This is a genomic window from Myxococcus sp. CA051A (assembly GCF_013336705.1).
GTDB classification, from domain to species: Bacteria; Myxococcota; Myxococcia; order Myxococcales; family Myxococcaceae; genus Myxococcus; species Myxococcus llanfairpwllgwyngyllgogerychwyrndrobwllllantysiliogogogochensis.
Map to the genome: position 1 here is coordinate 451,466 of NZ_JABUMS010000004.1, position 25,438 is coordinate 476,903.

The 25,438-nt window shown below is 69.8% G+C and carries 20 protein-coding genes; 11 read left to right on the plus strand and 9 right to left on the minus strand.

Annotated elements, in window-relative coordinates; translation table 11 throughout:
• Nucleotides 1-32: 32 nt before the first annotated feature.
• A complete protein-coding gene (locus HUA74_RS46805) occupies nucleotides 33-488 on the plus strand; it encodes a hypothetical protein (protein ID WP_371745572.1) in 456 nt (151 codons plus the stop codon).
• Between the two features lie 76 nt (nucleotides 489-564).
• Here HUA74_RS46805 and HUA74_RS15415 read toward each other — a convergent pair whose 3' ends face one another.
• A complete protein-coding gene (locus HUA74_RS15415; protein ID WP_174455120.1) occupies nucleotides 565-984 on the minus strand; it encodes a cupin domain-containing protein in 420 nt (139 codons plus the stop codon).
• A 113-nt stretch (nucleotides 985-1,097) separates the two neighbouring features.
• Nucleotides 1,098-1,313, minus strand: a complete 216-nt coding sequence (locus HUA74_RS15420; protein ID WP_254614498.1) for a hypothetical protein — start codon at nucleotides 1,311-1,313, stop codon at nucleotides 1,098-1,100.
• Between the two features lie 428 nt (nucleotides 1,314-1,741).
• Between HUA74_RS15420 and HUA74_RS15425 the strand changes: the two genes are divergently transcribed.
• Nucleotides 1,742-2,917, plus strand: a complete 1,176-nt coding sequence (locus tag HUA74_RS15425; RefSeq protein WP_174455122.1) for an AI-2E family transporter — start codon at nucleotides 1,742-1,744, stop codon at nucleotides 2,915-2,917.
• A 126-nt stretch (nucleotides 2,918-3,043) separates the two neighbouring features.
• Here the strand turns inward: HUA74_RS15425 and HUA74_RS15430 are convergent, their stop codons facing one another.
• Both HUA74_RS15430 and HUA74_RS15435 read right to left on the minus strand, forming a co-directional pair.
• Nucleotides 3,044-6,613 (minus strand): endopeptidase, encoded by a 3,570-nt coding sequence (locus HUA74_RS15430; protein ID WP_174455123.1) that lies wholly within the window; start codon nucleotides 6,611-6,613, stop codon nucleotides 3,044-3,046.
• Nucleotides 6,614-6,874: 261 nt separating this feature from the next.
• Nucleotides 6,875-8,371 (minus strand): glycosyltransferase family 39 protein, encoded by a 1,497-nt coding sequence (locus HUA74_RS15435; protein WP_174455124.1) that lies wholly within the window; start codon nucleotides 8,369-8,371, stop codon nucleotides 6,875-6,877.
• Nucleotides 8,372-8,539: 168 nt separating this feature from the next.
• Between HUA74_RS15435 and HUA74_RS15440 the strand changes: the two genes are divergently transcribed.
• Entirely contained in the window at nucleotides 8,540-10,135 is a 1,596-nt protein-coding gene (locus HUA74_RS15440; RefSeq protein WP_371817241.1) for an FGGY-family carbohydrate kinase, read from the plus strand.
• 15 nt (nucleotides 10,136-10,150) lie between these two features.
• Nucleotides 10,151-11,680, plus strand: coding sequence for an aminotransferase class V-fold PLP-dependent enzyme (locus HUA74_RS15445; RefSeq protein ID WP_174455126.1), 1,530 nt, complete (start codon nucleotides 10,151-10,153; stop codon nucleotides 11,678-11,680).
• Between the two features lie 26 nt (nucleotides 11,681-11,706).
• On the opposite strand, the gene HUA74_RS15450 is transcribed toward HUA74_RS15445, so the two are convergent.
• From HUA74_RS15450 to HUA74_RS15470, 5 genes are all read right to left on the minus strand, one after another.
• Nucleotides 11,707-12,843, minus strand: a complete 1,137-nt coding sequence (locus HUA74_RS15450; RefSeq protein WP_174455127.1) for a hypothetical protein — start codon at nucleotides 12,841-12,843, stop codon at nucleotides 11,707-11,709.
• 281 nt (nucleotides 12,844-13,124) lie between these two features.
• Nucleotides 13,125-13,862, minus strand: coding sequence for a dienelactone hydrolase family protein (locus HUA74_RS15455; protein WP_174455128.1), 738 nt, complete (start codon nucleotides 13,860-13,862; stop codon nucleotides 13,125-13,127).
• Nucleotides 13,863-13,892: 30 nt separating this feature from the next.
• The gene (locus HUA74_RS15460; RefSeq protein WP_174455129.1) at nucleotides 13,893-15,059 is read right to left on the minus strand and encodes an iron-containing alcohol dehydrogenase; all 1,167 of its coding nucleotides are present in this window, start codon (nucleotides 15,057-15,059) and stop codon (nucleotides 13,893-13,895) included.
• A 1-nt stretch (nucleotide 15,060) separates the two neighbouring features.
• Complete coding sequence (locus tag HUA74_RS15465; protein WP_141640926.1) at nucleotides 15,061-15,378, minus strand: antibiotic biosynthesis monooxygenase; 318 nt, start codon at nucleotides 15,376-15,378, stop codon at nucleotides 15,061-15,063.
• A 92-nt stretch (nucleotides 15,379-15,470) separates the two neighbouring features.
• Entirely contained in the window at nucleotides 15,471-16,736 is a 1,266-nt protein-coding gene (locus HUA74_RS15470) for a heparin lyase I family protein (RefSeq protein WP_174455130.1), read from the minus strand.
• A gap of 434 nt (nucleotides 16,737-17,170) precedes the next feature.
• Between HUA74_RS15470 and HUA74_RS15475 the strand changes: the two genes are divergently transcribed.
• The 7 genes from HUA74_RS15475 (at nucleotide 17,171) to HUA74_RS15505 (ending at nucleotide 25,432) form a co-directional block, all read left to right on the plus strand.
• Complete coding sequence (locus HUA74_RS15475; RefSeq protein WP_174455131.1) at nucleotides 17,171-19,432, plus strand: AAA family ATPase; 2,262 nt, start codon at nucleotides 17,171-17,173, stop codon at nucleotides 19,430-19,432.
• Between the two features lie 82 nt (nucleotides 19,433-19,514).
• On the plus strand, nucleotides 19,515-20,486 hold the full coding sequence (locus HUA74_RS15480) for a L,D-transpeptidase family protein (RefSeq protein ID WP_174455132.1): 972 nt from the start codon (nucleotides 19,515-19,517) through the stop codon (nucleotides 20,484-20,486).
• A gap of 29 nt (nucleotides 20,487-20,515) precedes the next feature.
• Nucleotides 20,516-21,661, plus strand: a complete 1,146-nt coding sequence (locus tag HUA74_RS15485) for an LOG family protein (protein WP_141645183.1) — start codon at nucleotides 20,516-20,518, stop codon at nucleotides 21,659-21,661.
• Between the two features lie 9 nt (nucleotides 21,662-21,670).
• The gene (locus HUA74_RS15490) at nucleotides 21,671-22,423 is read left to right on the plus strand and encodes an HAD family hydrolase (protein WP_217443455.1); all 753 of its coding nucleotides are present in this window, start codon (nucleotides 21,671-21,673) and stop codon (nucleotides 22,421-22,423) included.
• Nucleotides 22,414-23,208 carry an STM4013/SEN3800 family hydrolase gene (locus HUA74_RS15495; RefSeq protein ID WP_141645182.1) on the plus strand — a complete coding sequence of 265 codons (795 nt, stop codon included), beginning with the start codon at nucleotides 22,414-22,416 and terminating at the stop codon, nucleotides 23,206-23,208. Before HUA74_RS15490 ends, HUA74_RS15495 begins: the two co-directional genes overlap by 10 nt.
• A gap of 11 nt (nucleotides 23,209-23,219) precedes the next feature.
• Nucleotides 23,220-24,536, plus strand: coding sequence for an STM4012 family radical SAM protein (locus tag HUA74_RS15500; RefSeq protein WP_174455133.1), 1,317 nt, complete (start codon nucleotides 23,220-23,222; stop codon nucleotides 24,534-24,536).
• Nucleotides 24,533-25,432, plus strand: a complete 900-nt coding sequence (locus tag HUA74_RS15505; RefSeq protein ID WP_174455134.1) for an STM4011 family radical SAM protein — start codon at nucleotides 24,533-24,535, stop codon at nucleotides 25,430-25,432. Before HUA74_RS15500 ends, HUA74_RS15505 begins: the two co-directional genes overlap by 4 nt.
• Nucleotides 25,433-25,438: the final 6 nt, after the last annotated feature.

Genomic DNA, 25,438 nt, shown 5'->3' on the forward strand with positions numbered 1-25,438 from the left:
AGACCTGGGCTCCCTGCTGCACAAGAGCCCGCGTGTGGCACCTGGAGACGCTGGCGAAGGTGTGTCGCGCGGACCCGGATTGGCTCATGGCGACGTCCCATCGCGTGGTGTCACTGAGTGACGCGCGGGCCGTCGAGGACGCGACGCGCTGGTGGGAGTCGCTGACCTCGCGAGGCGGGGAGGGCATGGTGGTGAAGCCCCTCGCGTACGTGGCCCGAGGCCAGAAGGGAGTCCTCCAGCCGGCCATCAAGTGCCGGGGCCCGGACTACCTGCGCATCATCTACGGTCCGGAGTACACCGCGCCGGAGCACCTGGAGCGTCTGCGCAAGCGAGGGGTGTCCACGAAGCGCTCGCTGGCGTTGCGGGAGCTGGCGTTGGGGGTGGAGGCACTGGAGCGCTTCGTCCGGAAGGAGCCGCTGCGGCGCGTCCACGAGTGTGTCTTCAGCGTGCTCGCGCTGGAGAGCGAGCCGGTGGACCCCCGGCTGTAGCCGGACCGGGGCCGCTTCCTTCACGCGGAGGGCCCAGGCACCAGGTGCCGTGCGTGCGCCCTCCGAGGCCCTTCACTCAGTGAAGGCCAGGCGCCGACTCGGGCGTCATGCCGGACCGGGTCGACTTCGTGGCTTCTCGCTGCGCGTACTCCGCCATGCCCTCGAAGTCGACGCAGAGGCAGGGCTCGTTGCCGATGACCCACGCGTCGTGTCCCGGTGGGATGATGGCCACGTCCCCAGGACCCATTTCGTTCTGGTCCCCGTCATCCATCTTCACCACCATCCTCCCGCTGACGACGTAGATGGAGTGGGCCACCTGGCAGCTCTCCGTGCCGGCGATGGGCTTGACGTCCTGGGACCACTTCCAGCCGGGCTCGAAGACGCCCATCCCCACCGTGCGCCCTCCGTCGAACTGGAGAACGTCCGCATGCCCGTGCGCCTCGAACGGCCGGCGCTCATCGGGTGTCGAGAATCGCTTGATGATGAACTCGCTCATGATGTTTCCCTCCGCGAGCCAGAGGAGGGAGGAGCGCCGCGCGCCCCACACGCCCCGGGCCCGCCCATGTTTCCCAAGGGAAACCTAGGGACGTTCCCGGCGGACGTCAGTGCTCAGGTCATCAACTCCAGCGGCATGGACAACCCCGCCTCGAACCCCGGCTCCTTGCGAAGTTGCTCCAGCACGCCGCGCGTGCAGTGCAGCGTCACCAGGGGAAACAACCCCGGCTCGCTCACCCAGCGCACGGCGCTCATCAACTCCCGCGCCCGCAGGAAGCCCAGCACCGTGTCGCGGAACTGCTGGCTCTCCTCGCCCGCTTGCCGATGCACCGCCGCTCGACTCCTGGCGGGCGCGGACGCGGCTGGTCGCTTGCCACCCTGGCGAGAGGACGGCCGGGACGCAGTGGGCTGCTCCCGGGGCATGACGATGGCTTCAATCCACATCGTGTCGCCCTCCTCGTGGCGTGGCGATTCCAGACCTGCTTGAAGATTATCGGACAAGGGCGTGGTCCAGTTGTGTCCCCACCTCGTCGAACAAAAGGGTGGGGCGCCTGCACCCCCATCGCACGGGTTCGATTCGGAGCGCCGCTGCCCGCCCCGTGGAGTCAGCTGGCGCAGAGGGGCCTGGCCGCTCGGCTGCCCCACGGGGGGACGGCCATCCGCCGCGAGCCCGACAGGCCGCTCTCATGTGCGGAGCTTGTCAGGCTCGCACGCGAGGGGGCCTGACTGGCGGCGCATCACTTCCTACCTTGTCGCTCATGAAGGACTCCAGTCGCCAACTGCCGGTCTACGTCCCCGCCCGCACGGTGTGGGCCGTGGGGCTGCAGGTGCTGCTCCTGGCGATCTGCTGGCTGGTGCTCCGACGGCTGTATCCGCTGTTCACGCTCCTGGCCGTCGTGCTGCTGCTCTCCCTCGCGTTGGATCCGCTGGTGCGCCGGCTGGAGCGGTGGGGCCTGAAGCGAGGGTTGGGCGTGGCCGTGGTGGCGCTGGTGCTCCTGGGGTTGGTGGGCGTGCTGGTGGGCACGCTGGTGCCCGCGCTCGTCCAGCAGATTGAGGGCCTGGTCCAGGCGATGCCGGGGCTGCTGCAGCGGCTCTCCGAATCCCAATGGGTGAGGGAGCTGGGAGCTCGCTACGGCTTCGAGATGCATCCCGAGGAGCTGCTGCGCTTCGAGCCGATGGACCTGGCGGGTCGTGCCGTCGGGGTCCTTTCCTCCACCCTGGGACTGCTGGCTGCGGGCATCACCGTGGTGGCCCTCTCCGTCTTCAGCCTGCTGTTCGGCAAGGAACTCTACGAGAGCATCCTCCAGTGGGTGGTGCCACGCCGGAGGCACCACGTGCGCGGGCTGGTGGAGCGCATGCGCGCCGCGGTGAGCAACTACGTCGCCGGCACGCTGCTGGTGATGACCATCGGCGGCACCGTGGCCGCCACTGTCGCGCTCGTCCAGGGCGTGCCCTTCTTCCTGGCCCTGGGGCTGGCGGTGATGGTGCTGGGGGTCATTCCCTATATCGGCAGTGTCATCAGCGCCGTGCTGGTGAGCCTCACGACGCTGGCCACGGTGGGGCTGCGCGCGGCCGTCATCGCGCTGGTCGTCTTCATGGTCTACCAGCAGATTGAGTCCAACGTGCTGGGCCCCATGGTGCAGCGCCGGGCCATCCGGATGAACCCGCTGCTCATCTCCATCGTCGTGCTCTGTGGCGGCGCGCTCGCGGGCCTCCTGGGCGCGGTCGTCGCAGTGCCCCTGGCCGCCGCCGCGCAGGTGCTCGTCCAGGAGTTGCTCCGGGCGCGGCAACTGAACTGGAGGCGCGTCCACCGCCGCGAGAATGCCCGGCGACAGGCGGGGCGGGGCGCGGTGGAGGAGGGGCTGCTGTTCGCGGGCCCCATGGACGACACGTCCGAGCACGGGGGGCCGCCTTCGGAGAGCGACCGCCACTGAGCGGCGTGGCGCCCGGACGTGAAGAAGGGCTCCCGGAGTGTGTCCCGGAAGCCCTTCTCGTTCAGCTCAGGCTGACGTCAGCGCCGCACCTCCGACCTGGGAAGCGTGGAGGCGTGGCGCCGGGCTTCAGCGGCCCGCGGGGGCCGAGCGGCCCTGCGACGTGACGGACTTGCCGCTGTCCGCCGCGGCCACGGACGTGCCGACCGAGAACACCAGGTCGTCACGATCGTTGTAGGAGCCGCTGGTGCACGCGCTCGCCGTCCCGTTGAAGCGGAACTGCGGACGGATGGCGTGCGTGCCCGCCGTGGCACCCAGGTTGAACGTGTGAGTGAAGGTCCTCGCGACCCCCCCCGCGGTGCAGGCCACGTTGGTGGTCAGCGCCGTCCAGGACGGAGCCGACGCGTTCGTCGTGTAGTAGAGGTCGAAGAAGTCCGTCGTCCCCCAGCACCACACGGTGACTTCCACCGTCACCTGCTTGCCCGTGGCGAACGCGCCCTGGTCCGTCGTCTTGATGACCACCCGGTCGATGCTCTCATCGGTGTGGTAGACGCCGGAGACGCCGTCCGCGCACGAGTCGTTGATGGTGTTCGGCTGGTTCAGCTCGGCGCCGCCAGACAGCGTGCCGCGGCCGTTGACCAGCGTGGTGCCGGTGTCGCAACCGCACACGTTGCCGCAGGTCGGAGCCTGGAGCGTGGTGTTGAACGTGGCCACCGCGGGCGTGCAGACCGTGCTGGTGGTGAAGCTGCGCACGGTGCTGTTGGGGCTGGCACCGCAGACATCCGCCGCGCGGGCACGCCAGTAGTACGTGGTGGCGCTCGTCAGAGCCGGAGTCACCGTCCAGTTGCTGGCCGACAGGGCGGTGCCCGTCCGGACGATGTTGGTGAACGCCGAATCAGAGGCCACTTCGACCACGTAGTTGGCCGCGCTCGGCACGTCGGACCAGTCCAGCGCCGCCGACGTCGCGACGCCCGTGGCGCCGTCCGCCGGAGACGCGAGCGTCGGAGCCGACAGCGGCGTGCAGCCGCGCGTGGTGTAGCTGAACGCGGTGGACCAGGCCCCCACGCCGCCGCACGAGTTGTTCGCCCGCACGCGCCAGTAGTAGGTGGTGTTGACGTTCAGCGCCGGGGACACCGTCCACGTGCTGGAGACCAGCGAGTTGGCCGAGGCCGTCACCGTCGCGAACGTCGGGTCGGTGGACACCTGGACCTCGTAGGTGGAGGCACCGGACACGTCCGCCCAGTCGAGCACCGCGGCCAGCTCCGCGCCGGTGGCACCGTTGCTGGGGCTGGACAGGGTGGCGAGGCCCGGCGCGGTGCAGGCCGGCGTGGCGCACGAGCACGCGCTCGCCGCGCCGTAGCACGCGTTCGAGGACGCGGGGACGATGGAGTAGCAGTACTCGCGGCCGTTGGCGACCTCGGAGTCCGTGTACGTGGTGCCCGTGACGGTGGCGACCTTCGCCTTGCCGAAGTTGCAGCCCATGCCCTCGGTCTTCATCACCCAGTACTCGCTGGCGCCAGCGGAGGCCGTCCAGTTCAGGGCAATCTGACCGTCACCCGGGGTGGCGGTGTGCGTGGGCGCCGCGGTGGGGCCGGCCGAACAACCCGAGTTCACCGGGGGGGTGGTGTTACATGCGATGTTGTGACGGTTGAACGCGGCGTGGATGGCCGTCATGTGCGGCGTGCCGTCCGCCAGGTTGCCGTTGTCGTCGTCCGCCGCCAGCCACTGCATGTAGCCGTTGGTGGAGCCGCAGCCGTCGGACGTGCCGCCGGTGCAGTTACAGGAGTGCCACGCGCCGACGTTGCCGCTGCCCTGGTAGAACAGCTTGTTGCCGACGATGAACGCCGTGTTGGAGTCGTAGTTGAACGGCGCGCCAGCCAGGTCGATCTTGACCAGGTCCCAGGCGGCCTGACGGGCAGGCGAGGCGGCGCAGTGAACCTGACGGCTGCACGGGCCCGTGCCGGAGCTGCAGTTGGGGCACACGAAGTTCTGCGGGGTGGCCGGGGGCGCGGGCACGCCGCCGTAGGTGGCCGCCTGCCAGTCCGCGTCACGCACGCCGGAGCACCGGGTGTTGCACCACGGCGTGCCGACCTGCGACTCGTTCTGGTTCTGCCCCGTGCCGTCCGGCGTCACACCGCAGCCACGGCTGCCGGTCTGGAAGAAGCCGTAGCCCACGCAGGACGTCTGCAGACGATAGATGGCCGCGATGTCCGCGTAGCCTTCGCTGGAGTTCGACAGCACGCCGTTCGAGTCGAAGTCATCCATGCCATGGCCCCACTCGTGGTCGAACACGGCGCCAATCTCACCGGTGTTCCGGCAGCCACCGCCGCTGCGGTAGAAGTTGACCGACGTGCCGTTCCAGAAGGCGTTGCAGGTGCTGTTGATGTTGACGTTCGCGAGCAGCTGCGTGGACAGCCAGGTGTTGCCCGGCAGGTAGCCGCGGGCCTGCTCGGCCAGCTTGTTCAGCTCGTAGAAGCTGGAGCGCGACGCGGGGGAGTTGCCCGCCTGGCCGGTGATGCAGTCGTGGTCGTTGTTCGCGCCGCCCATGGCGATGTTGCCCGTGGTGGAGCTGACGTTGATCGCGCCGCAGGTGTCCGCCACGCGGACGTAGCGGCCGGACAGCGTGGTGGCGGCGGTGCCAGTGCTATAGGCGAAGATGCCCGCGCCATCCGTGAAGTTGTTGGGCGAGGCCAGGCCCGTGTTCGCCCAGGGCATGGGCGAGTTGGGCTTCATCGTGCCGCACACCGTGTTGTCCACGCAGGTGCCGATGTTCGTGGACGGGTAGATGCCGCCCTGGATCTGCGCGTCGAAGTAGTGGTTGTCGTCCTCGATGGCGAGCGTCTCGCCCGAGTGCGCGTCCACCGTCACCTTCCAGCGCTGGTGGGCGTCCGGGTCCTGGAAGCCGTAGGCGTAGACCAGGCGATGCTCGTAGCCGGTCCCCACGGCGCCGGCAAAGGACTCACCCTGGGGCGCCATGGGGGCGACCTCCAGCGTGGGCTGCTGCCAGAGCTGCTGCGGGCTGGCGTTCAGGCCGACGAAGCCGTTGCCCGCGACCAGCGCGTCGTTCGGCGCGAGCGCCGGGCGCGTGTCGATGCCCACGTTGGCCCACGCCTCGGTGCCGATGAGGATGAGGTTGCCGTGGCTGATGGTCGCGGCGATGCGCGCGTGGCGCACCGGCAGGCCATTGACCACCTGCTGGATGTGGACCTGCCAGAGGTTCTCGTTGACCGCCGTGATGCGGGGCGAGCCCAGCTGCATCAGGTCGATGTTGAACGCGGCCTGGTTGTCCGCGATGAACTTGAAGACCAGGTCGCCGATGACGGACTCGTCCACGGCCGCCACGGAGCGGCCAATGGACTCACGCACGCCGTCCAGCGTCACGTTGTTGCGGAAGCCCTTGCCGGGGATGAGGGGAATGGAGCCCTCGATGCCCGACGGAGTGCCGGTGCGAGGGTCGATGTGGACGCGGAAGTCCTTCCCGTTGCGGGCGAAGAAGTCATCCCAGCCCGTGGCCGTGTCCTTGGCCATGGTCCGCATCGCCTGCTCCAGCGGTGTGTTCTGGATGGGCAGGTAGAACTCGGGCTTGTAGAACGCCTTGCTGGCGATGGCGCTCTGCCCCTGTTCGGGGGGTTGCACCGCCCAGCTCGTCGCTGACATGAGCAAGGCAAGACATGCTGCTGACACCTTGGTGTGGCGCATGCGGTTCTCCTCTAAGGGGGTCCCGAGGGGCGGACCCGAGGTGGCTCCAAGACGGAGCCCGCAGACGCCTTACTGATGCCTCACCAAAAAATGAATATGCCTTATTCCCCGGCTACCAATCGAAACTGGATCCCTAGGAAAAACAAGGCCGCGAAGTGTTCACTGGCCAACGCCATAACGCACTGTAAGTAAATCCCACCATGGCTCTGAGCGCGGAAGTGTGCCACTGCCACCAAAATTTTATTGACAGGGTGTTGCGGGCTAGCGCGGCCAGATGCGCACCCAGTCATCCTGGATGAGCTTGCCGCTGGTCCTGTCCGTGCTTCCGCTGGCCATGAAGCCTCGAGGCGCGCCGAGCGCCAGCGCGCCGGCCTCCACCCACAACAGCAGCAGCAGGGCCACCACGAGTGCGGGCACGCGCGTGGCCAGTGCGGGGCGGCGCGCGGTGAGGACGACGAGGGGCAGCAGCAGCAGCGGAACCAGTGCGGGGAAGATGGTGAGCAGGCCGCGCGTGTAGCCGAAGAAGGCGACGGTGATGAGCGCGCGGTGCAGGACGACCAGCGTGAGCAGGCTGAGCTCGCGCCAGGGGCGGGTGAGGGACAGCGCGGCGCCCGCGACGAGCAGCACGAGCAGCGGCCACTTCAGCCACGTGCCCTCGGGGACGAAGAGGTCCACCGGGGCGCGCGCGCCGCTCAGGCCGGAGGGGAGGTTGGAGGCGCCCAGGCCCAGGCTCAGGCCGTCCAGCCAGCGCGACAGCTTGGTGCTCCAGAGGCGCGCGGCGTCCGCGGGGTGCTCGCGCATCCACTCCAGGCCCACCGCATAGCCATGCAGCAAGAGCTTGCGCTGCGCGGGATTGGCCACGTCCAGGTGGCCTTCCTGGCCGAGCTGATTGACGGAGTCCGGAGTGAAGCCGCCGGTGGCGCGCGCGTGGTTCGCCATGGCGAAGTTGATGGGGCCATAGGCGGTGACGGGCGCGAGCACCGGCAGCGGCTCCAGCGTCGGAGTGTTCGCGTTCAGCTCGCCGAGCACCTTCGCGTTGCGCACGGCCCACGGCGCGAGCACCAGTCCACAGACGAGCACCGCGGCGCCCCAGCGGATGGCGAGCGCGGGCAGCGGCGTCGAGCCCCGGTAGAGCCAGGCCCACGCGAGCAGGAAGGGCCACAGGTAGAGGTGCTCGGCGCGGGTGAGCGAGCCCAGGCCCATGACGAGGCCCAGGAGCGCGGCGCCGCCCCAGGTCGGCCCCGCCTTGTGCCGCAGGACGAGCGCGAGCGTGGCGGACAGGAAGAAGGCGTAGAGGACCTCGTTGCTGTACGTCGTGGAGAGCACCAGCCAGCCGAAGCTGGAGGCGAAGAGGGCCGCGCCCACCAGACTCCACGCGGTGCCCAGCAGCTTGCGCCACCAGGCCCAGGACAGCGCCACCGTGGCCGCGCTCAGGGCGGCGAGGCACAGCTTGTATGGATAGGCATTGCCCTGGGGCTCCCCCAGCACGCGGTACAGCACCCCGAGGAGCCAGGGGAACAGGGGCGGATGGTAGGGCAGGGTGGCGGGGCCTTCCGTGCCGCGCACGTGCTCCAGCGCGTACGTGTGGAAGAAGCGCGCGTCCCCGTAGAAGAAGATGGAGAAGGGCCACGCGCGGTCCGGCGCGGACTGCAGATACAGCCAGCGCAGCAGCAGGCTGAGCGTGAAGGTCACCGAGAGACCGAGCGCCACCGGGTGCCGTTGCCACAGCTCCCGCGCGCTGACGAAGAACCGGCGCATGCCACCCCCAGGAATCGGCGCAGGCTAGCACCTCGGGCGCGCGCGGGGCCCAGGCGTTCAGAAAAGCGCCCTTGCCGTGAGTTGTGGATGGCGGGATGCGCGACGCGCTTTCTAGAGTCCCGGCGCCGCGGCGTTGGCGGCATCACGCAGTCCGGCTCGGAGGGCCGAGTGTCCCAAGCAGGCGAGAAGTCCATCCTGGCCATCGACCTGGGCACCTCGGCCGTGAAGCTGGCCGTCGTCACCCTTCGCGGAAGGATTCTCGGCGGCGAGGTGGAGCCGCTGGCGCTCGACCTCCTGCCCGATGGAGGCGCGGAGCAGGACCCGGAGGCGTGGTGGAGCGCCGTCGTCCGGGGCACGCGTCGCCTGCTGGCGTCGGGGCGGGTGGCCGCGCGTGACATCGCCAGCGTCAACTGCAGCTCCCAGTGGTCCGGCACCGTGGCCGTGGACGCGCAAGGCAAGCCCCTGCGTCCGGCGCTCATCTGGATGGACTCGCGCGGCGCCCCCCACGTCCGGCGCGTGGCAGGCGGGCTCATTCCCATCGAAGGCTACGGCGCGGCGCGGCTGTTGACGTGGATTCGCCTGACGGGCGGGGTGCCCAGCCTCTCCGGCAAGGACCCGGTGGGCCACATCCTCTACCTCCAGGCCGAGCACCCCGACATCTACCGCGACGCCTACAAGTTCCTGGAGCCCAAGGACTGGCTCAACCTGCGGCTGAGCGGACGCTTCGCGGCGTCGTTCGACTCCATCACCCTGCATTGGGTGACGGACAACCGCGCGCTGAACCGCATCGTCTACGACGAGCGGCTCTTGAAGATGGTGGGCCTGCACCGCGACAAGCTGCCGGACCTGGTGCCCGCGGCGAGCGTGCTGGGGCCGCTGAGCGCCCGGGCCGCGAACGAGCTGGGGCTGAGCGAGGACGTGCGCGTGGTGACGGGCGCGCCGGACATCCTCGCGGCGGCGGTGGGCTCCGGCGCGGTGAGAGACCACGAGGCGCACCTGTGCGTGGGCACGTCGTCCTGGCTGTGCTGCCACGTGCCCTACAAGAAGTCGGACCTGTTCCATCAGATGGCCTCCGTCCCCTCCGCGCTGCCGGGGCGCTACCTGCTGGCCAACGAGCAGGAGTCCGCCGGCATCTGCCTCACCTTCCTCAAGGACAACATCCTGTATGGCCACGGGGGCGGGCCTGGAGCGGAAGAGGACTCCGCGGAGGTGTACCGGCTGATGGAGCGCGAGGCGGGGAAGGTGCCCGCGGGCAGCGACAAGCTCATCTTCATGCCCTGGCTCAACGGGGAGCGGAGCCCCGTGGACGACAAGTCCCTGCGCGGGGGCTTCTTCAACCAATCCCTCAAGACGACCCGTGCGCACCTGGTGCGGGCGGTGATGGAGGGCGTGGCCTACAACTCGCGCTGGCTGTTCACCTACGTGGAGCAGTTCGTCGGCCGGAGGCTGGACTCGCTGCGCATCATCGGTGGCGGCGCCAGGTCCGCGCTGTGGTGCCAGATTCACGCGGACGTGTTGGACCGGGTGATTCAGCAGGTGGACGAGCCGGTGCTCGCCAACGCGCGCGGGGCCGCGTTCCAGGCGGCGGTGGCGCTGGGCGAGCTGACGGTGGAGGAGATTCCGTCGCTCGTCCCCATCGCTCGCACCTTCGAGCCCGACCCGGCCAACCGGGCGATGTACGACGAGTTGTTCCGCGAGTTCGTCAATCTCTACAAGAGCAACAAGGCCATCTTCGCGCGCCTCAATCGCGCCCGGAGCGCCTGACGCCAAGGAGTGAAGATGGCCCTGCCAGACCCGAAGTCGCTCAAGCTGCTGAACCACGTCCCGCCCCGGTTGCTGTCGGCGGCCGAGCGCTACCTCAAGGCCGTGCCGCTGGTGCGGGACTTGTTGTCGAAGGAGACGGACACGCTGCTGTCCGAGCTGGAGGGGAGCCTCAAGCCCTACCGGGGGAAGATGACGGCCTTCGGGCGCCTGCCGGTGACGGGCCGCTCTCGCGAGGAGGTGCTGCGCGAGCTCCAGGCGCTGGAGGCCCAGGAGGAGGAACGCTGGCGGGAGGGCAAGGTGTCCGGTGCCGTCTACAACGGTGACCAGGAGCACATCGACTTCCTCAACCGCGTCTACGCCCTGCACTCGCAGAGCAACCCGCTGCACGCGGACCTGTGGCCCAGCGCCACCAAGTTCGAGGCGGAGGTCGTGGCCATGGCGGCGAGCATGCTGGGCGCCGATGCCGCCAACGCGGGCCGCGTGCCCGACGAGCACGTCTGCGGCTCCATGTCCTCGGGTGGCACCGAGAGCATCATGCTCGCGGTGAAGACGTACCGGGACTGGGCCCGGGAGACGAAGGGAATCACGAAGCCGGAGATGGTGGCGCCCTCCAGCGCGCACCCGGCCTTCGACAAGGCGGCGCACTACTTCGGCGTGAAGATGGTGCGCGTGCCGGTGGGGCCGGACTACCGCGCGGACGTGGCGGCGACGCGCAAGGCCCTCAACCGCAACACCATCCTCCTCATCGGCTCCGCGCCGGGCTTTCCCCACGGCGTCATCGACCCCATCTCCGAGCTGTCGGAGCTGGCGCGCAAGAAGCGCCTGGGCTTCCACACGGACGCGTGCCTGGGCGGCTTCGTGCTGCCCTTCGCGCGCGCGCTGGGGCGTCAGGTGCCGCCCTTCGACTTCCGGCTGCCGGGCGTGACGTCCATGTCCGTGGACACGCACAAGTTCGGGTACGCGGCGAAGGGCTCGTCGGTGGTGCTGTACCGGGGCACGGCGCTGCGCTCGCACCAGTACTTCACGGCCACCGAGTGGCCCGGGGGCATCTACTTCTCGCCCACCTTCTCCGGCAGCCGCCCCGGCGCCCTCATCGCCGTGGCCTGGGCGTCGCTGGTGAGCATGGGCGAGCAGGGCTACATGGAGGCCACGCGCCGCATCCTGGAGACGGCGGACACCCTGAAGCAGGGCATCCGCTCCGTCCCCGAGCTGCACGTGCTGGGAGACCCGCTGTTCGTCATCGCCTTCGGCTCGGAGACGCTGGACATCTTCAAGGTGATGGAGCGGATGGGCGAGCGCGGGTGGAGCCTCAACGGTCTGCACAAGCCCGCGGCCGTGCACCTCTGCGTCACCTTGCGGCACGCGCAGCCAGGCGTGGCCGAGCGCTTCCTCGCGGACCTGCGCGAGGCGGTGGATCACGTGAAGGCCCACCCGGGCGAGAAGGGGACGATGGCGCCCGTCTACGGCATGGCGGCCGCCGTCCCCTTCCGAGGCCTGGTGAGCGACTTGCTCAAGAAGTACATGGACCTGCTCTACAAGGTCTGAGCGTCCGGCCCTCAGTCGCGCGGCCTTCAGTGGGGTCGCGCGGCCCACTCCCACGTGGTGCCCTGGTGCAGCGCCGCGTAGATGTCGTCGCGCAGGACGTTGCACTCGTCATGCGTCAGCGTGCGCTCCAACGCGCGCAGCACCACCCGCAGCAGCACGTTCTTCTGGTCCGGACGGAGGGCCAGGCGCTTCACGGCGCTGGGAGGGAGCGCGGAGTACGGAGTCTCCGTCACCACCTCCACGCTCTCCACCAGCTCCGCCCGCTCGCCAAGCGCGGCGCGCACCGCGTCCCCCAGCTCCTCGGACGTTCGGCCTTCGTCGATGACGAGCGACATGTCCCTGCGCACCGCCGGCATCAGCGACACCGGACGATAGGGTTCCAGGTCCAACAGTTGGGTGGAGATGCGCGCGTCCGTGGAGCGCAGGAGCCGGATGTCATCCAGGCCCTTGCGCAACATCAGGATGCGGTCCAACCCCAGGCCCATGGCGAGCCCGGTGACGGGGCCCGCCTCCAGGCCGCTCTCCGCGAGCAGCGCGGGCAGTGCCAGGCCGCACTCGCCAATCTCCACCCACTCCTCACCCTCGCGAACATCCACCTGGAGCCCGTCCGTCGTGTACGGATGCACGGCGTCGGTGAGCCGCACCTCGCGCCCGGGCAGCAGCGCGCCCACCACGGTGTGAATCATCTGTCGCAGGTCCGCGGAGGTGAGGGGCGGTCCGCGTCGCACGCGCCAGAGGTCCATCTGGTGCGGCTCGCCGGTGTGCAGCCGGTCGATGCAGTCGCGGCGGTAGACGAGGCCTGGACAGGCCAACAGCACGTCCTCGGGTGGGGACGCCGCCAGCTTGCGCAGCACGGCCGGAATCATGGCGGACGTCTGTGAGCGCAAGAGGGCCGTGTCACAGACATACCGCGTGTAGCGCGCGTCCCGGGCCACGCCGCCCGGTGGGTAGTGGAGCCGGTCGTAGTTGTCGGCGATGGAGACGACGGGGCTCTGTCGGTGGATGAGGACGTCGCAGCCCCAGGCGGAGCGCAGGGCGTCCAGCGCGGAGGCCACCAGCCGTTGCAGGGCATGCGGGCCGGAAGCAGGGTCGGTCAGGTCACGAACGGAGAGCGCGCGCCGAAGCTCCTCGGCGCTGAGGATGGAGACGGAAGGGGACGACATGGAAACCTCTCGGAAGCGGTGGAAACGCAGGGTCTCCGGCACGCCGAGCGAGAAGTCCGCCAGGCGCCGCCGGCCTCGGATGCCCCCCCGGCGGCTTCGGGTGGGCGTCGCGCCTGACGGCGTTTCACCAACGAGAGGTTCGTGCGCTCAGTGCGGCACGCCCTCCCGACACCCAAAGGGAGCCGGGGGGCTGCTAAATCGACGAGCACTGACGACCAGAACCATGTCGCTACGAATAACGCCGGCCGCTTTCAAATGCAAGCCAGGGCCCTGACACGTCCTCAGGTGGAGAGGGTGCGGCCGAACACGTCGAACAGCTCGCGCCAGTGTTGCTCGGCGGTGTCCTTGTCGTAGGTCGCGGAGCCGTCCACCGCATAGCCGTGTCGCGCGCCGACGTGGAGTCGGGACTGGTGTCGGACGCCCGCGTTCTTCAGTGCCGTCTCCAGCCGAAGGATTGCGTCGGCCGGCATGGAGCTGTCCTGGTCCGCGTGGCCGAACACGAGCTCGCCGCGAACGTCACCCACGCGCAGGTGGGCGCTGTCCGGGGACTCCGTCGCCAGCCTGCCTCCATGGTTGGACACCGCCGCGGCGATGGTGTCCGGAAAGTCCGCGGCCAGGCGCACGGCGATGGAGCCACTCATGCAGTAGCCGGCCACGCCGACCTTGGGGCCGCGCACCTGGGGCAGTCGCGAGAGGAAGTCGAGCTGTGCCGCGCCGTCGTCGCGCAGCCGCTCCGGCGTCAGGGTCGCGATGAGCGCGTAGATGCGCTTGCGGAACGCCTCGTCCGCGAAAGTGCCGTTCAGGTCGAGGCTCGCGGCGCGGCCCTCGCGGTAGAAGACGTTCGGCAGCAGGACGACGTAGCCGCCGTCGGCGAGTCGTTGGGCCATGTGCTCGAAGGCGGGGCGGATGCCCAGCGCGTCCGTCAGCAGGATGACGGCGGGCCACGGGCCGCGCCCCTCCGGCTGGAACAGCTTCGCGTCCATTGTTCCATCACGGGTCTGAAGCTCGATGTCTTCCATGGGCATTCCTCGAAGGTGTGGGGCGGCTCGCTAAAGGGACCGGGTGGCGATCTCCGTCAGCTCCGCCTCGGTGAGCGTCAACGGATTGGCCTTCATGCTGCTCGCGGCGCGCGCTTTCGTCACCAACTCTGGCAGTCGCGCGGGCGTCAGCCCGTAGGTGGCGAGGCCGGGAATCTGGAGCTCGGCGCGCAGCGACTCCACCCACGCGAGGGCGTCCTCCTCGCGAGCATCGGGCCGGCCGGTGAGCATCGCGGCCAGCTCACGGAAGCGGAGCAGGGAGGGGTGCTCCGGTGCGCGAGCGCGAAGGGCGCGCAGGTTGACGTCGAGCACGGCGGGAAGCAGGGCCGCGCAGACGGCGCCATGGGGCGCGTCGAACATGCCGCCCACTGGCGCCGCGAAGCCGTGCACCGCGCCCAGCCCGGAGTTCGCCAGGCACAGGCCGCCGAAGAGGCTGGCCAGCGCCAGGTCCTCGCGCGCCTCCGCGTCCGGCTCCGTCAGGACGGCTCGACGCAGCGAGCGCGCGGAGCGGCGCAGGCCCTCGCGTGCCAGGGCGTCGGTGAGGGGGTTGGCGCGCGCGGAGAGGAAGGGCTCGATGAGCTGGGACAGCGCATCCATGCCGCTGGAGGCCAGGACGGCGGGGGGCGCGCCGATGAGCAGGTCCGGGTCCACGAGCGCCACGCGCGGCAGCAGCTGTGGCCCGCGCAGGCTCGCCTTCACCTGGGCCTGCTTCGAGCCCAGCACCGCGTTGCGCGTCACCTCCGAGCCGGTGCCCGCCGTGGTGGGAATGGCCACGAAGGGCAGCGACGCCCGGGTGAGCGGCTGGCCCCGCCCGATGACCTCCAGATAGTCGAGTGGATCTCCCCCCTGTGTCGCCAGCGCGGCGAGCGCCTTGCCCGCGTCGAGCGCGCTGCCTCCGCCCATCGCCACGACGACGTCACAGCGCGCCTCCCCGAGGACGCCCAGGCCCTGGCGCACGAGCTCCACCGTGGGCTCGCCCTCCACGGCGAAGGACTCCACGGCGAGGCCGAGCGCCTCCAGCGACGCCTTCAGGCCGCGCGCTCGCGCGGGGGCCTTCCCGGTGACGAGCAACACCCGCTGACCGCCGAGCGAGCGCACCAGTTCAGGGGCCTCGGACAGCCGGCCCGGGCCGAAGACGATGCGTGTCGCGGTGGCGAACTCGAAGGCCGTGGGACTCACGTCACCACCCGGCGTCTTCGGGGAACAGGTTGACGAACTTCCGGCTGGCGCGCGGCTCCGCCATCATCGGCGCCACGGTGTCGCGCCAGGTGAGGTAGTGGGCCGTCTCCTTGTGTTCGGCGGGAGCCTGGGCCGTCCGGTAGACCTCCACGAGCACGAAGCGCGTCGCGTCGTCGGCGTCCTGGATGACGTCGAAGCGGGCGATGCCGGGCTCCTGGGCGCTCGCTCGCGCGTTGGCGAGGGTGGCTTCGCGGAAGGCGTCCACGTGCTCCGGCTTGACGTGGACCTGGACATGGACGACGCGCAGGCTGTTGGGCATGTCCGGAAACTACTCCGGGCCGAGGCCGCGTGGGGACGCGCCCCCGGCCCGGATGAGGGCACGGTGTGGGGTGCCGTACAGCCGTGGCGTGCCTACGGGGCCTTGATGACCGCCGTGGGGTTGAGCACGTCCTCGAGCTTCCGGGCCATCAGCCAGCCGTCGTGGTAGACGATGCCCGTCTGGGTGATGGTGTCATTCCGGTACAGGCCAATCTTCAGGTAGTTGACCTGGCCGGAGTACTGGGTCGCGATGTAGCGCTTGGGCATCACCAGCTTGCCGTCGAGGTACAGCTCCACGAAGCCCACCTTCGAGTCCGCGGACCAGCGCACGTGGAAGATGAAGTCCATCCACTTGCCGCGCGTCAGCGGGGCGCGCCAGACGATGGTGCCCGGGTTGCCGCCGATGTTGAGGCGGACCTCGTTGCCGTAGACGTAGAACTCCACCGGGGGCGAGCCGCCCACGGTATCGCTCTCCTGGTGCCACTGGGTGAAGAGCTGCCACGTGTTCACGTTGGGGAACGTGGAGTCGAACATCGTGCTCCAGCGGTAGTAGTACTCGGAGCCCGACGGCTCGCGCGTCATCCGCACCAGCTCGTTGCGGTTGCCGCTGGAGTTGATGGGGTCGTCGCCCCGCTTCACCGTGGCCTTGAGCGCGTAGCCACCCTGGCGCTTCGGCGAGGACACCATCGCCAGCCGGTCCGCGCTCACCATCTGCGCTCGCGTCCACTGGCTGATGTTGTTCGTCTCGAAGTCACCCACCCACACCACGCTGCTGCCCGTGGGGGGAGGCGTCGTCGGGGGCGGTGTCGTGGTCGTGGCGGAGCAGGCCCGCGCCTCGGCGATGGACGCCCAGTCGTTCATGGTGTTGCCCATGAAGGTGATGCGCACGCGGCGCGCGGTGACCTTGCTGAACGAGTACGTCTCCGCGGAGGACGACTTGCTGCTCGTGCCGCTGAACACCTGCGTGTACGTGTAGCCATCCGGCGAGACGGACACCGTGAAGGTGTTGGCCCGCGTGGTGCCTTCGTGCCAGGCGATGGTGACGCCGGAGATGGACTTGCTGGCGCCCAGGTCGTAGTCGATCCATCCACCCTTGCCGAGATAGCTCCAGCGGGTGCCCAGCTTGTCGTCCATCGTGTTGGCCGGCACGTTGCCGTCATGACCCTTGGCGATGACGGACGCGGCCGTGAGCTGCGTACAGCCCGTGGCCGTCAGCGCGGCGGCGGAGACGGACGTGGCGAACGCCGTGGCATCCAGCCCGGCGGGGGCCTCGCCCAGCTCGGTGACGTCGTCCTGGGGACCACAAGCGGTGGCGCTCAGGCCGAGCAGTGCTCCAGCCAGCAGAAGAGACTTCTTCATGTAGGGACCTCTGGGGATTCAAAAACAGACAGACAGGGAGTGTGTCCGGCGGCCATCTCACGACGGGCCGGTTTCTGGTTTCAGCTGGGGGGGGTCTCCAAGGTCACGGCGGGGGTTCGCCGCGTTGCGACGGAGACAACCATCGACCAAATTTATTTCGTATTCAACAGTTCTCGACACGCCTGCCTGCCCTCCAAGAAACGGGGCGGAACATACTGCGGGTGAGGGCTGGGGCGGTGGGGCTGGAAACGTCTGTCATTGGTGGCGGATTGGCGCGGATTGTGAGGGTTTGAGCGCACCCCCAGAAGCGCCGAGGAGGCGTGCGGTGGCTTGGAGGGCAGGGCCACAGGCGAATTCAATACACACGCACAACCCCTGGGCGCGAGGGGCGCGAGGGGCCGGGAGCGTTAGAGGTTCGGGCTCTGGAGGTGCTCATGACCTCGTCTTCGGGCGTGTGCCTGGCCTGCGGGACACGACTTTCCCCTGGCCTGTCCACCTGCCCGCGCGTGTCGTCACGGGTGTCCCTGGCTGAAGGGGTTCGCCGGTGGGGGACGGGGGCCTGTCAGCCGCCGCTCGTGGGGCGGACCGCGCTGCTGGAGCGGCTGAAGTGGTGCGCCGAGGAGGCCCGCAGGGGGCTGGGGCGCGCCGTCTGGCTGGTGGGCGCGGAGGGCATGGGCAAGTCGCGCCTGAAGGACGCGCTGGTGGAGTCGCTCACGGCCGATCGCTTCGAGGTCTGGGAGGGCAGTGGCCTGGCGCTGCCGGGGACTCCCGCGGGGCCCTTGCTGGAGCTGCTGGAGGCCACGCGGGGCCTGCGGCCCGTGGCGGGCGTGGGGAGGATGTCGAGCGCGGAGGCGGAGCGCGTCGCGCACTTCCTGGAGGGACGCGAGTGGCAGGGCATCCCCGCGAGCCTTTCCTCGGAGAGCATCGCGCTGTTCGATGCGCTCTGCCACGCGCTGCTGCCGCACCGGGGACCGCGCATCCTCATCCTGGAGGACTGGCAGCACGCGGACCCGCTCAGCCGGGCGCTCGTCGAGGTGCTGGTGTCGCGGCTGGCGCACGCGCCGGTGCTCGTGCTCGTGTTGGAGCGCACGGGCGGCCCGGGGCTCGTGCCGCCGACCGCGGAGATGCTGGAGGTGGGCCTGCTCAATCCGGAGGATGCCCAGGCGCTGGTCGCGACGCGTCTGCGTCCGGGCTGGCCCAGGGACGCGTTGCTCCAGGTCGGCGCGGGCCATCCGCTGCACCTGCTGCATGCGCTCGCGTTCCACGAGGAGCACCCGCTGGTGCCCCTTCCTTCGTCGGGCCCGGCGGTGCTGGCCGCGCGCCACGAGGCGTTGTCACCCGCCCGGCGCGAGGCGCTGCACGTGAGCGCGGTGCTGGGGCCCTGTTTTCCCCGGTCGGTACTGGGGGCGCTCGTCGGTGGCTTCGGAGCGCTCGCGGGGTTGGAGGCGGGGGGCTGGCTGAGGCCCGTCTCGGGGGGGCGGTACGCGGTGGGGGCTCGGCCACCAGGGCCGCCTGAGGTGACTTCGTCGGACGTGGAGGAGCTGGCGCTGCATCGGCGCGCGGCGGAGGCGTACGAGGCCCTGCCTGCGGAGTCGCGGCGGCGGGCCTGCGCGGAGGTGGTGCGCCACTGGCTCGCGGCGAAGGTGCCCCAGCGCGCGTTGCCGCACCTGCTGGAGGTCGCCGCGTGGAACCTCGCGGCGTTGGAGCCGGCGGCGGCGCTGGGGGTGTACCGCGTCGCGCTGGACGTCGCCGCGTCGCTGTCGCTGGACGCCGCGCGCCAGTGGTCCCGTGTGCTGTGGGAGCGAATCGGGGACGCGCACCGGCTGGCGGGAGAGCGAGCGGAGGCCGAGTCCGCCTGGCGCATCGCCATCTCGCTCGAGGATCCTCGCGCGGTGCTGGCGACGCCCGAGCACCTCCACTGTCTGCGCAAGCTGGCCGCGGTGGTGCTGTCGCTGGAGCGCTACGAGGAAGTGGTGTCGCTGGGGCAGGCCGTGGGGGAGCTCGCGGCGGGCCCGGACGCGCTGGTCTGTACGGCCTCGTTGGACGCGCTGTGTGCGCTCGCGCTGTGTGGGCTGGGGCGCTTCGAGGAGGCGGAGGCGCGCCTGGCGAGTGCTCGGGCGAGGTTGCTCCAGGCGCCGTACCAGGAGGGTCCGGGGCGGGCGAGTGTGGAGGCGGCGCTGCACCGGGCCATGGGGACGCTGCTGATGGGGCAGGGGCGCCCCGGACAGGCGACGGCGGAGTACGCGGCGGTGCTGCGCTGGACGGAGCGCGCGGGGGACACGTGGGAGCACTCCACGGCCCTGTTCAACCTGGGGGATGCCTATGCGCGCGCGGGAGACAGGGAGCGGGCGGTGCATTACTTCCAGCTCGCGCTCGACTTGAAGGCGCGCATGGGGGACCGGGGCGGGATGGCGTACACCCACCATGGGCTCGCGCTGCTGCACAGCCAGGCGGATGCGCCCGAGCTGGCGAAGGAGGACGCGGTGCGAGGCCTCCAGCTCGCGGGGATGCTCGGAGACCGGAAGCTGAAGTCACTGCTGCGCTGTGCGCTGGGGCGGGCCCACCTGCGACTGGGAGAGCGCGAGGAGGCTGCGCGGCAGCTCCAACTCGCCGCCCAGGACGCCGCCGCCGCCAATGCCCGCCCGGAGCTGCTCCAGGCCCAGGCCGCGCTTCGCGCACTGGAGGCGCGGCGCTGAGCCCTTGAGCTGGCGAGGCGCCGCGCTGGAAGAAACGCGGGAGTTGACGGAACGGTCCGCGAGCGCCGAGTGTCCACCGCGAGTGACTTCCGCCGCGCCACGCTCCTGGTTCCCGTTGCTGTGCCTCGCCTGGGTGGGCCTTGCCCAGGTCGCGACCGCCTCCACGCCGGATGTCTTCGAGTCGTATCTTCGACCCGAGCACGCGGCGGCGGAGGGCTTCGCGCCGTGGCCGGACGTCGCGCGCGCCAGGCCGGGCAGCGAGGTGCGAGCACTGGCCCGGGGCCGCGTGCTGTCCGTCGGCGCACGAGGTGACAGTGTCACGCTGGAACACCTGTATCACGAGAACCATGAGCTGCTTCGCGCCCGCTCGGAGTACTCGAGGCTGAAGTCCGTGGCGCTTCGTCCCGGCGCGCTCGTCACGAAGGGGCAGGTGCTCGGCCAGGTGGGCGCGTCCGAGCGGCTCGCCGTGTCGCTGCACTCCGGCCGCCTCCTGTCCGCCGACGAGTCCCGGCGCTTCACCGCCGAGCATTCCCGCCTGCCACAACCCGCGAGCGAGCCGGTGCTGGTGCTCATCTCCCACGCGCAGAACCAGCTCCGGCTCTACGAGCGAGGTGTCGAGCGGGCCCGCGTGGAGGTGGGGTTTGGCCAGGAAGCGGGGCCCAAGCAGCAGCGAGGAGACAACCGCACGCCCGTCGGCATGTACTTCATCGTCCAGACGCTGCGCGGGGACATCCCCGGGCCCTACGCCGCGTTCTACGGCGGCCACTGGCTGCGGGTGAACTACCCGAACCCGTGGGACGCGAGCCGGGGTGTGAAGCAGGGCTGGCTCACCGCGAAGACGCGCGAGCGAATCGTCCGGGCCTGGGAGGCCCGCGAGGCGACGGACGCCACCACTCGACTGGGAAGCGGCATCGGCTTTCACGGGTGGGCAGGGGAGTGGTCCCTGGAGGAGAGCGGAGGTCGGCTGTCCTGGGGCTGTGTCGTGTTCCACCCCCGCGATATCGCCGCGCTGTATGAGCGAATGCCGCAGGGCACCATGGTTGTCCTCTTCTAGCCGGCCCCGAGGCATGGAATCCTTCGCGGGTGATTGAGCTAGAGACTCCCGAGGCCTTCGAGCGGCACCTTCGCGATGGCAGCAGCCTGGCCAACGTCGTCATCCAGGGACTGGACCTGCGGCGCTACACGCGCGAGCTGAGCACCGCGGCGCTCGCCGGGACGGTGTTCCTGGGGTGCGAGCTGGAGAAGGACGCCCTGCAGGCCGCGCTCGCACATGGGGCGCTCGTCTTCCCTCCCATCACCGGCGTGCCGTACCAGCCCTACCGGGGCGGCCTCTACTCTCCCGAGGAGCTGTACGCCGGCTTCGACCCGATGCGCCCGGAGACGTACGAGGACACGCTCGACGCACGCATCTATCGACACTGGGAGGCTCACGGCCGTGGCACGCCGCCCACGCTCTTGGAGACGCTCGCGCAGCGACTGCATGACCACGCCGTCACGGACGCGATGGAGGACCTGCTCGCCGCCTCCGGGCCGTCCCGGAAGGTGGTGGCCATCATGGGCGGACACTCCATGAAGCGCGGCCAGCCCGACTATCGCGAGGTGGCGATGCTGGCCCGGGAGCTGACGCGCGCGGGCTTCTTCCTCGTCAGCGGCGGCGGTCCGGGAGCGATGGAGGCCACTCACCTGGGCGCCTGGTTCGCGGTGCGTTCGGGGGCCGAACTCGATGGCGCGCTCGCCATCCTCTCCAAGGCCCCCAGCTACACGGACCGGGATTGGCTGGGCCGGGCCTTCCAGGTGCGCGAGGCCTTTCCGCTGGAGCCCAAGGACGTCTTCGCCTGCTCCAGCCTGGGCATCCCCACGTGGCACTACGGCCACGAGCCGCCCAACCCCTTCGCCACGCACATCGCCAAGTACTTCGCCAACAGCGTGCGCGAGGACGGGCTGCTCACCATCGCCCGAGGGGGAATCGTCTACGCACCCGGAAGCGCCGGCACCATCCAGGAAATCTTCCAGGATGCCTGCCAGAACCACTACAACAGCGTGGGCGTCATCAGTCCGATGATCTTCCTGGGCCGCGAGTTCTGGACGCGGACGCGCCCCGTCTATCCCCTGCTGGCGCAGCTCGCGCAGGGACAGGAGTACGCGCGGCACCTGCTGCTGACGGACTCCCGGGAAGAAGTCCTCGGGGCGCTGCTGGACTACGACCGCGCCTCGCGCATCGCGAGCTGAGACGCCGACATGGGACGCAAGCGCCACTACGAGGACAAGAAGTGGATGAACAAGCCGAAGGCCTTCGGGAAGTATGGGCCCGTGCGGCCGAAGGCCCTCTTCTTCGACGTCGATGACACCCTGGTCGACCGCGAGGCCGCGTTCGGGCGCTACTTCGAGCGCTTCATGGCCCGGTTCCCCGAGGTGTTTCCCGAGCACCGTCGCGCCGAGGACCTCGCCACGCTCCGGACCTTCGACGAGCGGGGAGGCCGCGACAGGGAGGCCTTCTGCGCCGACGTGACGAAGACGTTCGAGACGGGGCTCGACGCGAAGGCGCTCTGGGCGGACTTCCAGTTGAACCTCGCGGACTTCGTGGTGGGAGACCCGAAGCTGGCGGTCTGGCTCAGGGAGCTGTCGAAGCGCCAGCCCGTCGTCGTGGTCTCCAATGGCTTCTCCGGCACTCAGCGCAGGAAGCTGCTTCACGCGGACCTCTACCACTCCGTTCCAGAGGGCTTCTATTCGAGCGAGGTGGGCGTGGAGAAGCCAGACCCGGCCATCTTCAAGGCGGCGCTGGCGCACGTGAATCGCGAGCCGTCGGAGGTCCTCCATATCGGGGATGACCCGGTGCGGGACATCGTCGGCGCCACGCGGATGGGGTTCGCCACGTGCTGGGTCTCCCATGGACGGGAGTGGCCCGCCGCGCTGGCGCCACCGACCTTCACGGTGGAGCGCATCACCTCGCGACACGAGGCTCTCGTGGAAGTGCTCTCGCAATGGACATGAACACGGTGGTCGGCTCGCACGACCTGCTCTTCATCACCCTGGACACCCTGCGCCACGACGTGGCGACACGGCTGGCCACCGAGGGACGCATTCCCCACCTCGCCGCGCTGATGCCGGGAGGACAGTGGGAGGAGCGCCACTCGCCCGCGAGCTTCACGTACGCCGCGCACCACGCATTCTTCGCCGGCTTCCTGCCCACCCCCGCGCGTCCAGGCAGGCACTCGCGGCTGTTCTCCATGCGCTTCGAGGGCAGTGAGACGACGGGGCAGGGCACCTGTGTGCTCGACGCGCCGGACCTCGTCACGGGCCTGTCGGCGCGCGGCTACCACACCGTGTGCATCGGCGGCGTGGGCTTCTTCAACAAGCTCAACCCCCTGGGCAACGTGCTGCCGGGCCTCTTCGCGGAGAGCCACTGGGGCCCCGAGTTGGGGGTGCGCGAGCCTCGCTCCACCGAGCACCAGGTGTCCCTGGCCGTCGAGCGCCTGGAGGCTCTTCCTCGAGAGCAGCGCGTGTTCCTCTTCCTCAACGTCTCCGCGCTGCACCAGCCCAACCGCCACTACCTGGCCGGGGCCTCCGAGGATTCCGTCGCGTCCCACGCGGCAGCCCTGGAATACGTGGACAGTCAGCTTCCACCCCTGTTCGCCGCATTGCGGCGCCGGGGGCCGGCTTTCTGCATTGTCTGTTCGGACCACGGCACGGCCTACGGCGAGGACGGCTATAACGGTCATCGCGTGGGTCACCCCGTCGTCTGGACGGTGCCCTACGCCGAGTTCACCCTGTCGTGAGAGTCCTCACCATGACGCGCCTGGAGCAGATGCTGGGAGAGACGCCTTACGTGGCGTACCTCTATGGCTACCCGCACAAGACGGCCTACCGGCCCTTCACGCCAGCGCTCTCGCTGGAGTCGGTGTGGGCCGAGGAGCGGCGCGATGCCCTGTTCCTCTACTTCCACGTCCCCTTCTGCGAGATGCGCTGTGGCTTCTGCAATCTCTTCACGGCGGCGGGGCCGAAGCAGGACGTGGTGGACGGCTACCTCGGGGCGCTGGAGCGCGAGGCGCACCGGGTGAAGGCGGCGCTGGGCACGGCGAGCTTCGCGCGACTCGCGGTGGGCGGAGGGACGCCCACGCTGCTGGACGTCGCGGGGCTGCATCGCGTCTTCGACCTGGCGGAGAAGGTGCTGGGCGCGGACCCGCATCACATCCCCGTTTCGGTGGAGGTGTCGCCGGAGACGGTGGACGCGGAGAAGCTGCGGGCGCTGCGTTCGCGGGGCACGGACCGGGTGAGCATCGGCGTGCAGAGCTTCATCGAGGCGGAGGTGGCCGCGGTGAAGCGGCCCCAGCAGACGGCGCAGGTGGAGGCGGCGTTGGACCTCATCCGCTCCACGGGGTTTCCGACGCTGAACCTGGACCTCATCTACGGCATGGAGGGCCAGACGGTGGAGACGTTCCTGTACTCCATCCGGCAGGCGCTGCGCTTCACGCCCGAGGAGATCTACCTCTATCCGCTCTACGTGCGTCCGCTGACGTTCCTGGGGAAGAAGGCGCGTGCGTGGGATGACCTGCGAATCGCGCTGTATCGCGCGGGCCGGGAGTTCCTGCTGGCGCAGGGCTTCACCCAGGTGTCCATGCGCATGTTCCGCGCGAGCCATGCGCCGAACGCGGGGGGCCCGGTGTACCGCTGCCAGGAGGACGGCATGGTGGGGCTGGGGTGCGGGGCTCGCTCGTACACGGGACAGGTGCATTACTCGTCGGAGTACGCAGTCGGCTCGCGCGAGGTGCGCTCCATCATCGCGTCGTACAGTGCGCGCACGGCGGAGTCCTTTGGCGAAGTGGGGTACGGCTTCCGCCTGGACGGAGAGGAGCGGCGGCGGCGGTACATGCTGTTGTCGCTGCTGGCGGAGGGCGTGGACTTCGCGACGTACCACGAGCAGTTCTGCACCGACGTGCTGGAGGACTTCCCGGAGCTGCTGGAGCTGGAGGCGCACGGGCTGGCGCGGCGGGACGGACAGGCGCTGCGGCTCACGCCCTCGGGGGTGGAGCTCTCGGATTTGATTGGCCCCTGGCTGCACTCGACGGGGGTTCGTGAGCTGTCACAGGAGTACTCCTGGCGATGAAGCTCACCGTGCTCTACCGAGGGCCGCTGTCGAGCTGTAACTACGGCTGCGAGTACTGTCCTTTCGGCAAGTGGAAGCACACCGACGAGGAGCTCGCGAAGGACCGCGCGGACCTGGAGCGGTTCCTGGCGTGGGTGGAGGCGCGCACGGGGGACACGGTGTCCGTGTTCTTCACGCCGTGGGGCGAGGCGCTCATCTGGCCCTGGTATCAGCAGGCGCTGGCGCGGCTGACGCATCTGCCGCATGTGGAGCGCGTGGCGGCGCAGACGAACCTGTCGTGCAAGCTGGACTGGGTGAAGGACTGCCGCGCGGAGAAGCTCGGCATCTGGGCGACGTACCATCCCGAGTGGATGAAGCGCCGTCGCTTCGTGGCGCAGTGCGAGGCGCTGACTGCGCTGGGTGTCCGGCACAGCGCGGGCATGGTGGGGTTCCTGCGCTTCGCCGAGGAGGCGGAGGCGCTGCGCCGTGAGCTGTCCGACGACACGTACCTGTGGATCAACGCGGTGAAGGACGGGCAGGAGGAGCCGTACTCACCCGAGGACGTGGCGCGCTTCACGGCCGTGGACCCGTTGTTTCCCGTGAACAACGTGCGGCATCCCAGCCTGGGCCGCGCGTGCAGGGGAGGGGAGTCGGTCATCTCCGTGGATGGGGAGGGCACGGCGCGCCGGTGTCACTTCATCGATGAGCCGATTGGGAACATCTACGCTCCGGACTTCGACCAGGCGCTGAGGCCTCGGCCGTGCGCGAAGACGACGTGCGGGTGTCACATCGGCTACGTGCACATGGACTATCTGGAGCTGGACCGGGTCTTCGGCTCCGGAATCCTGGAGCGGGTGCCGGTGAAGCCCCTGTGGCGGCGGCAGGACGTGGCCCCGCGGGTCTCGCCGCGCGAGTAGAGCGGA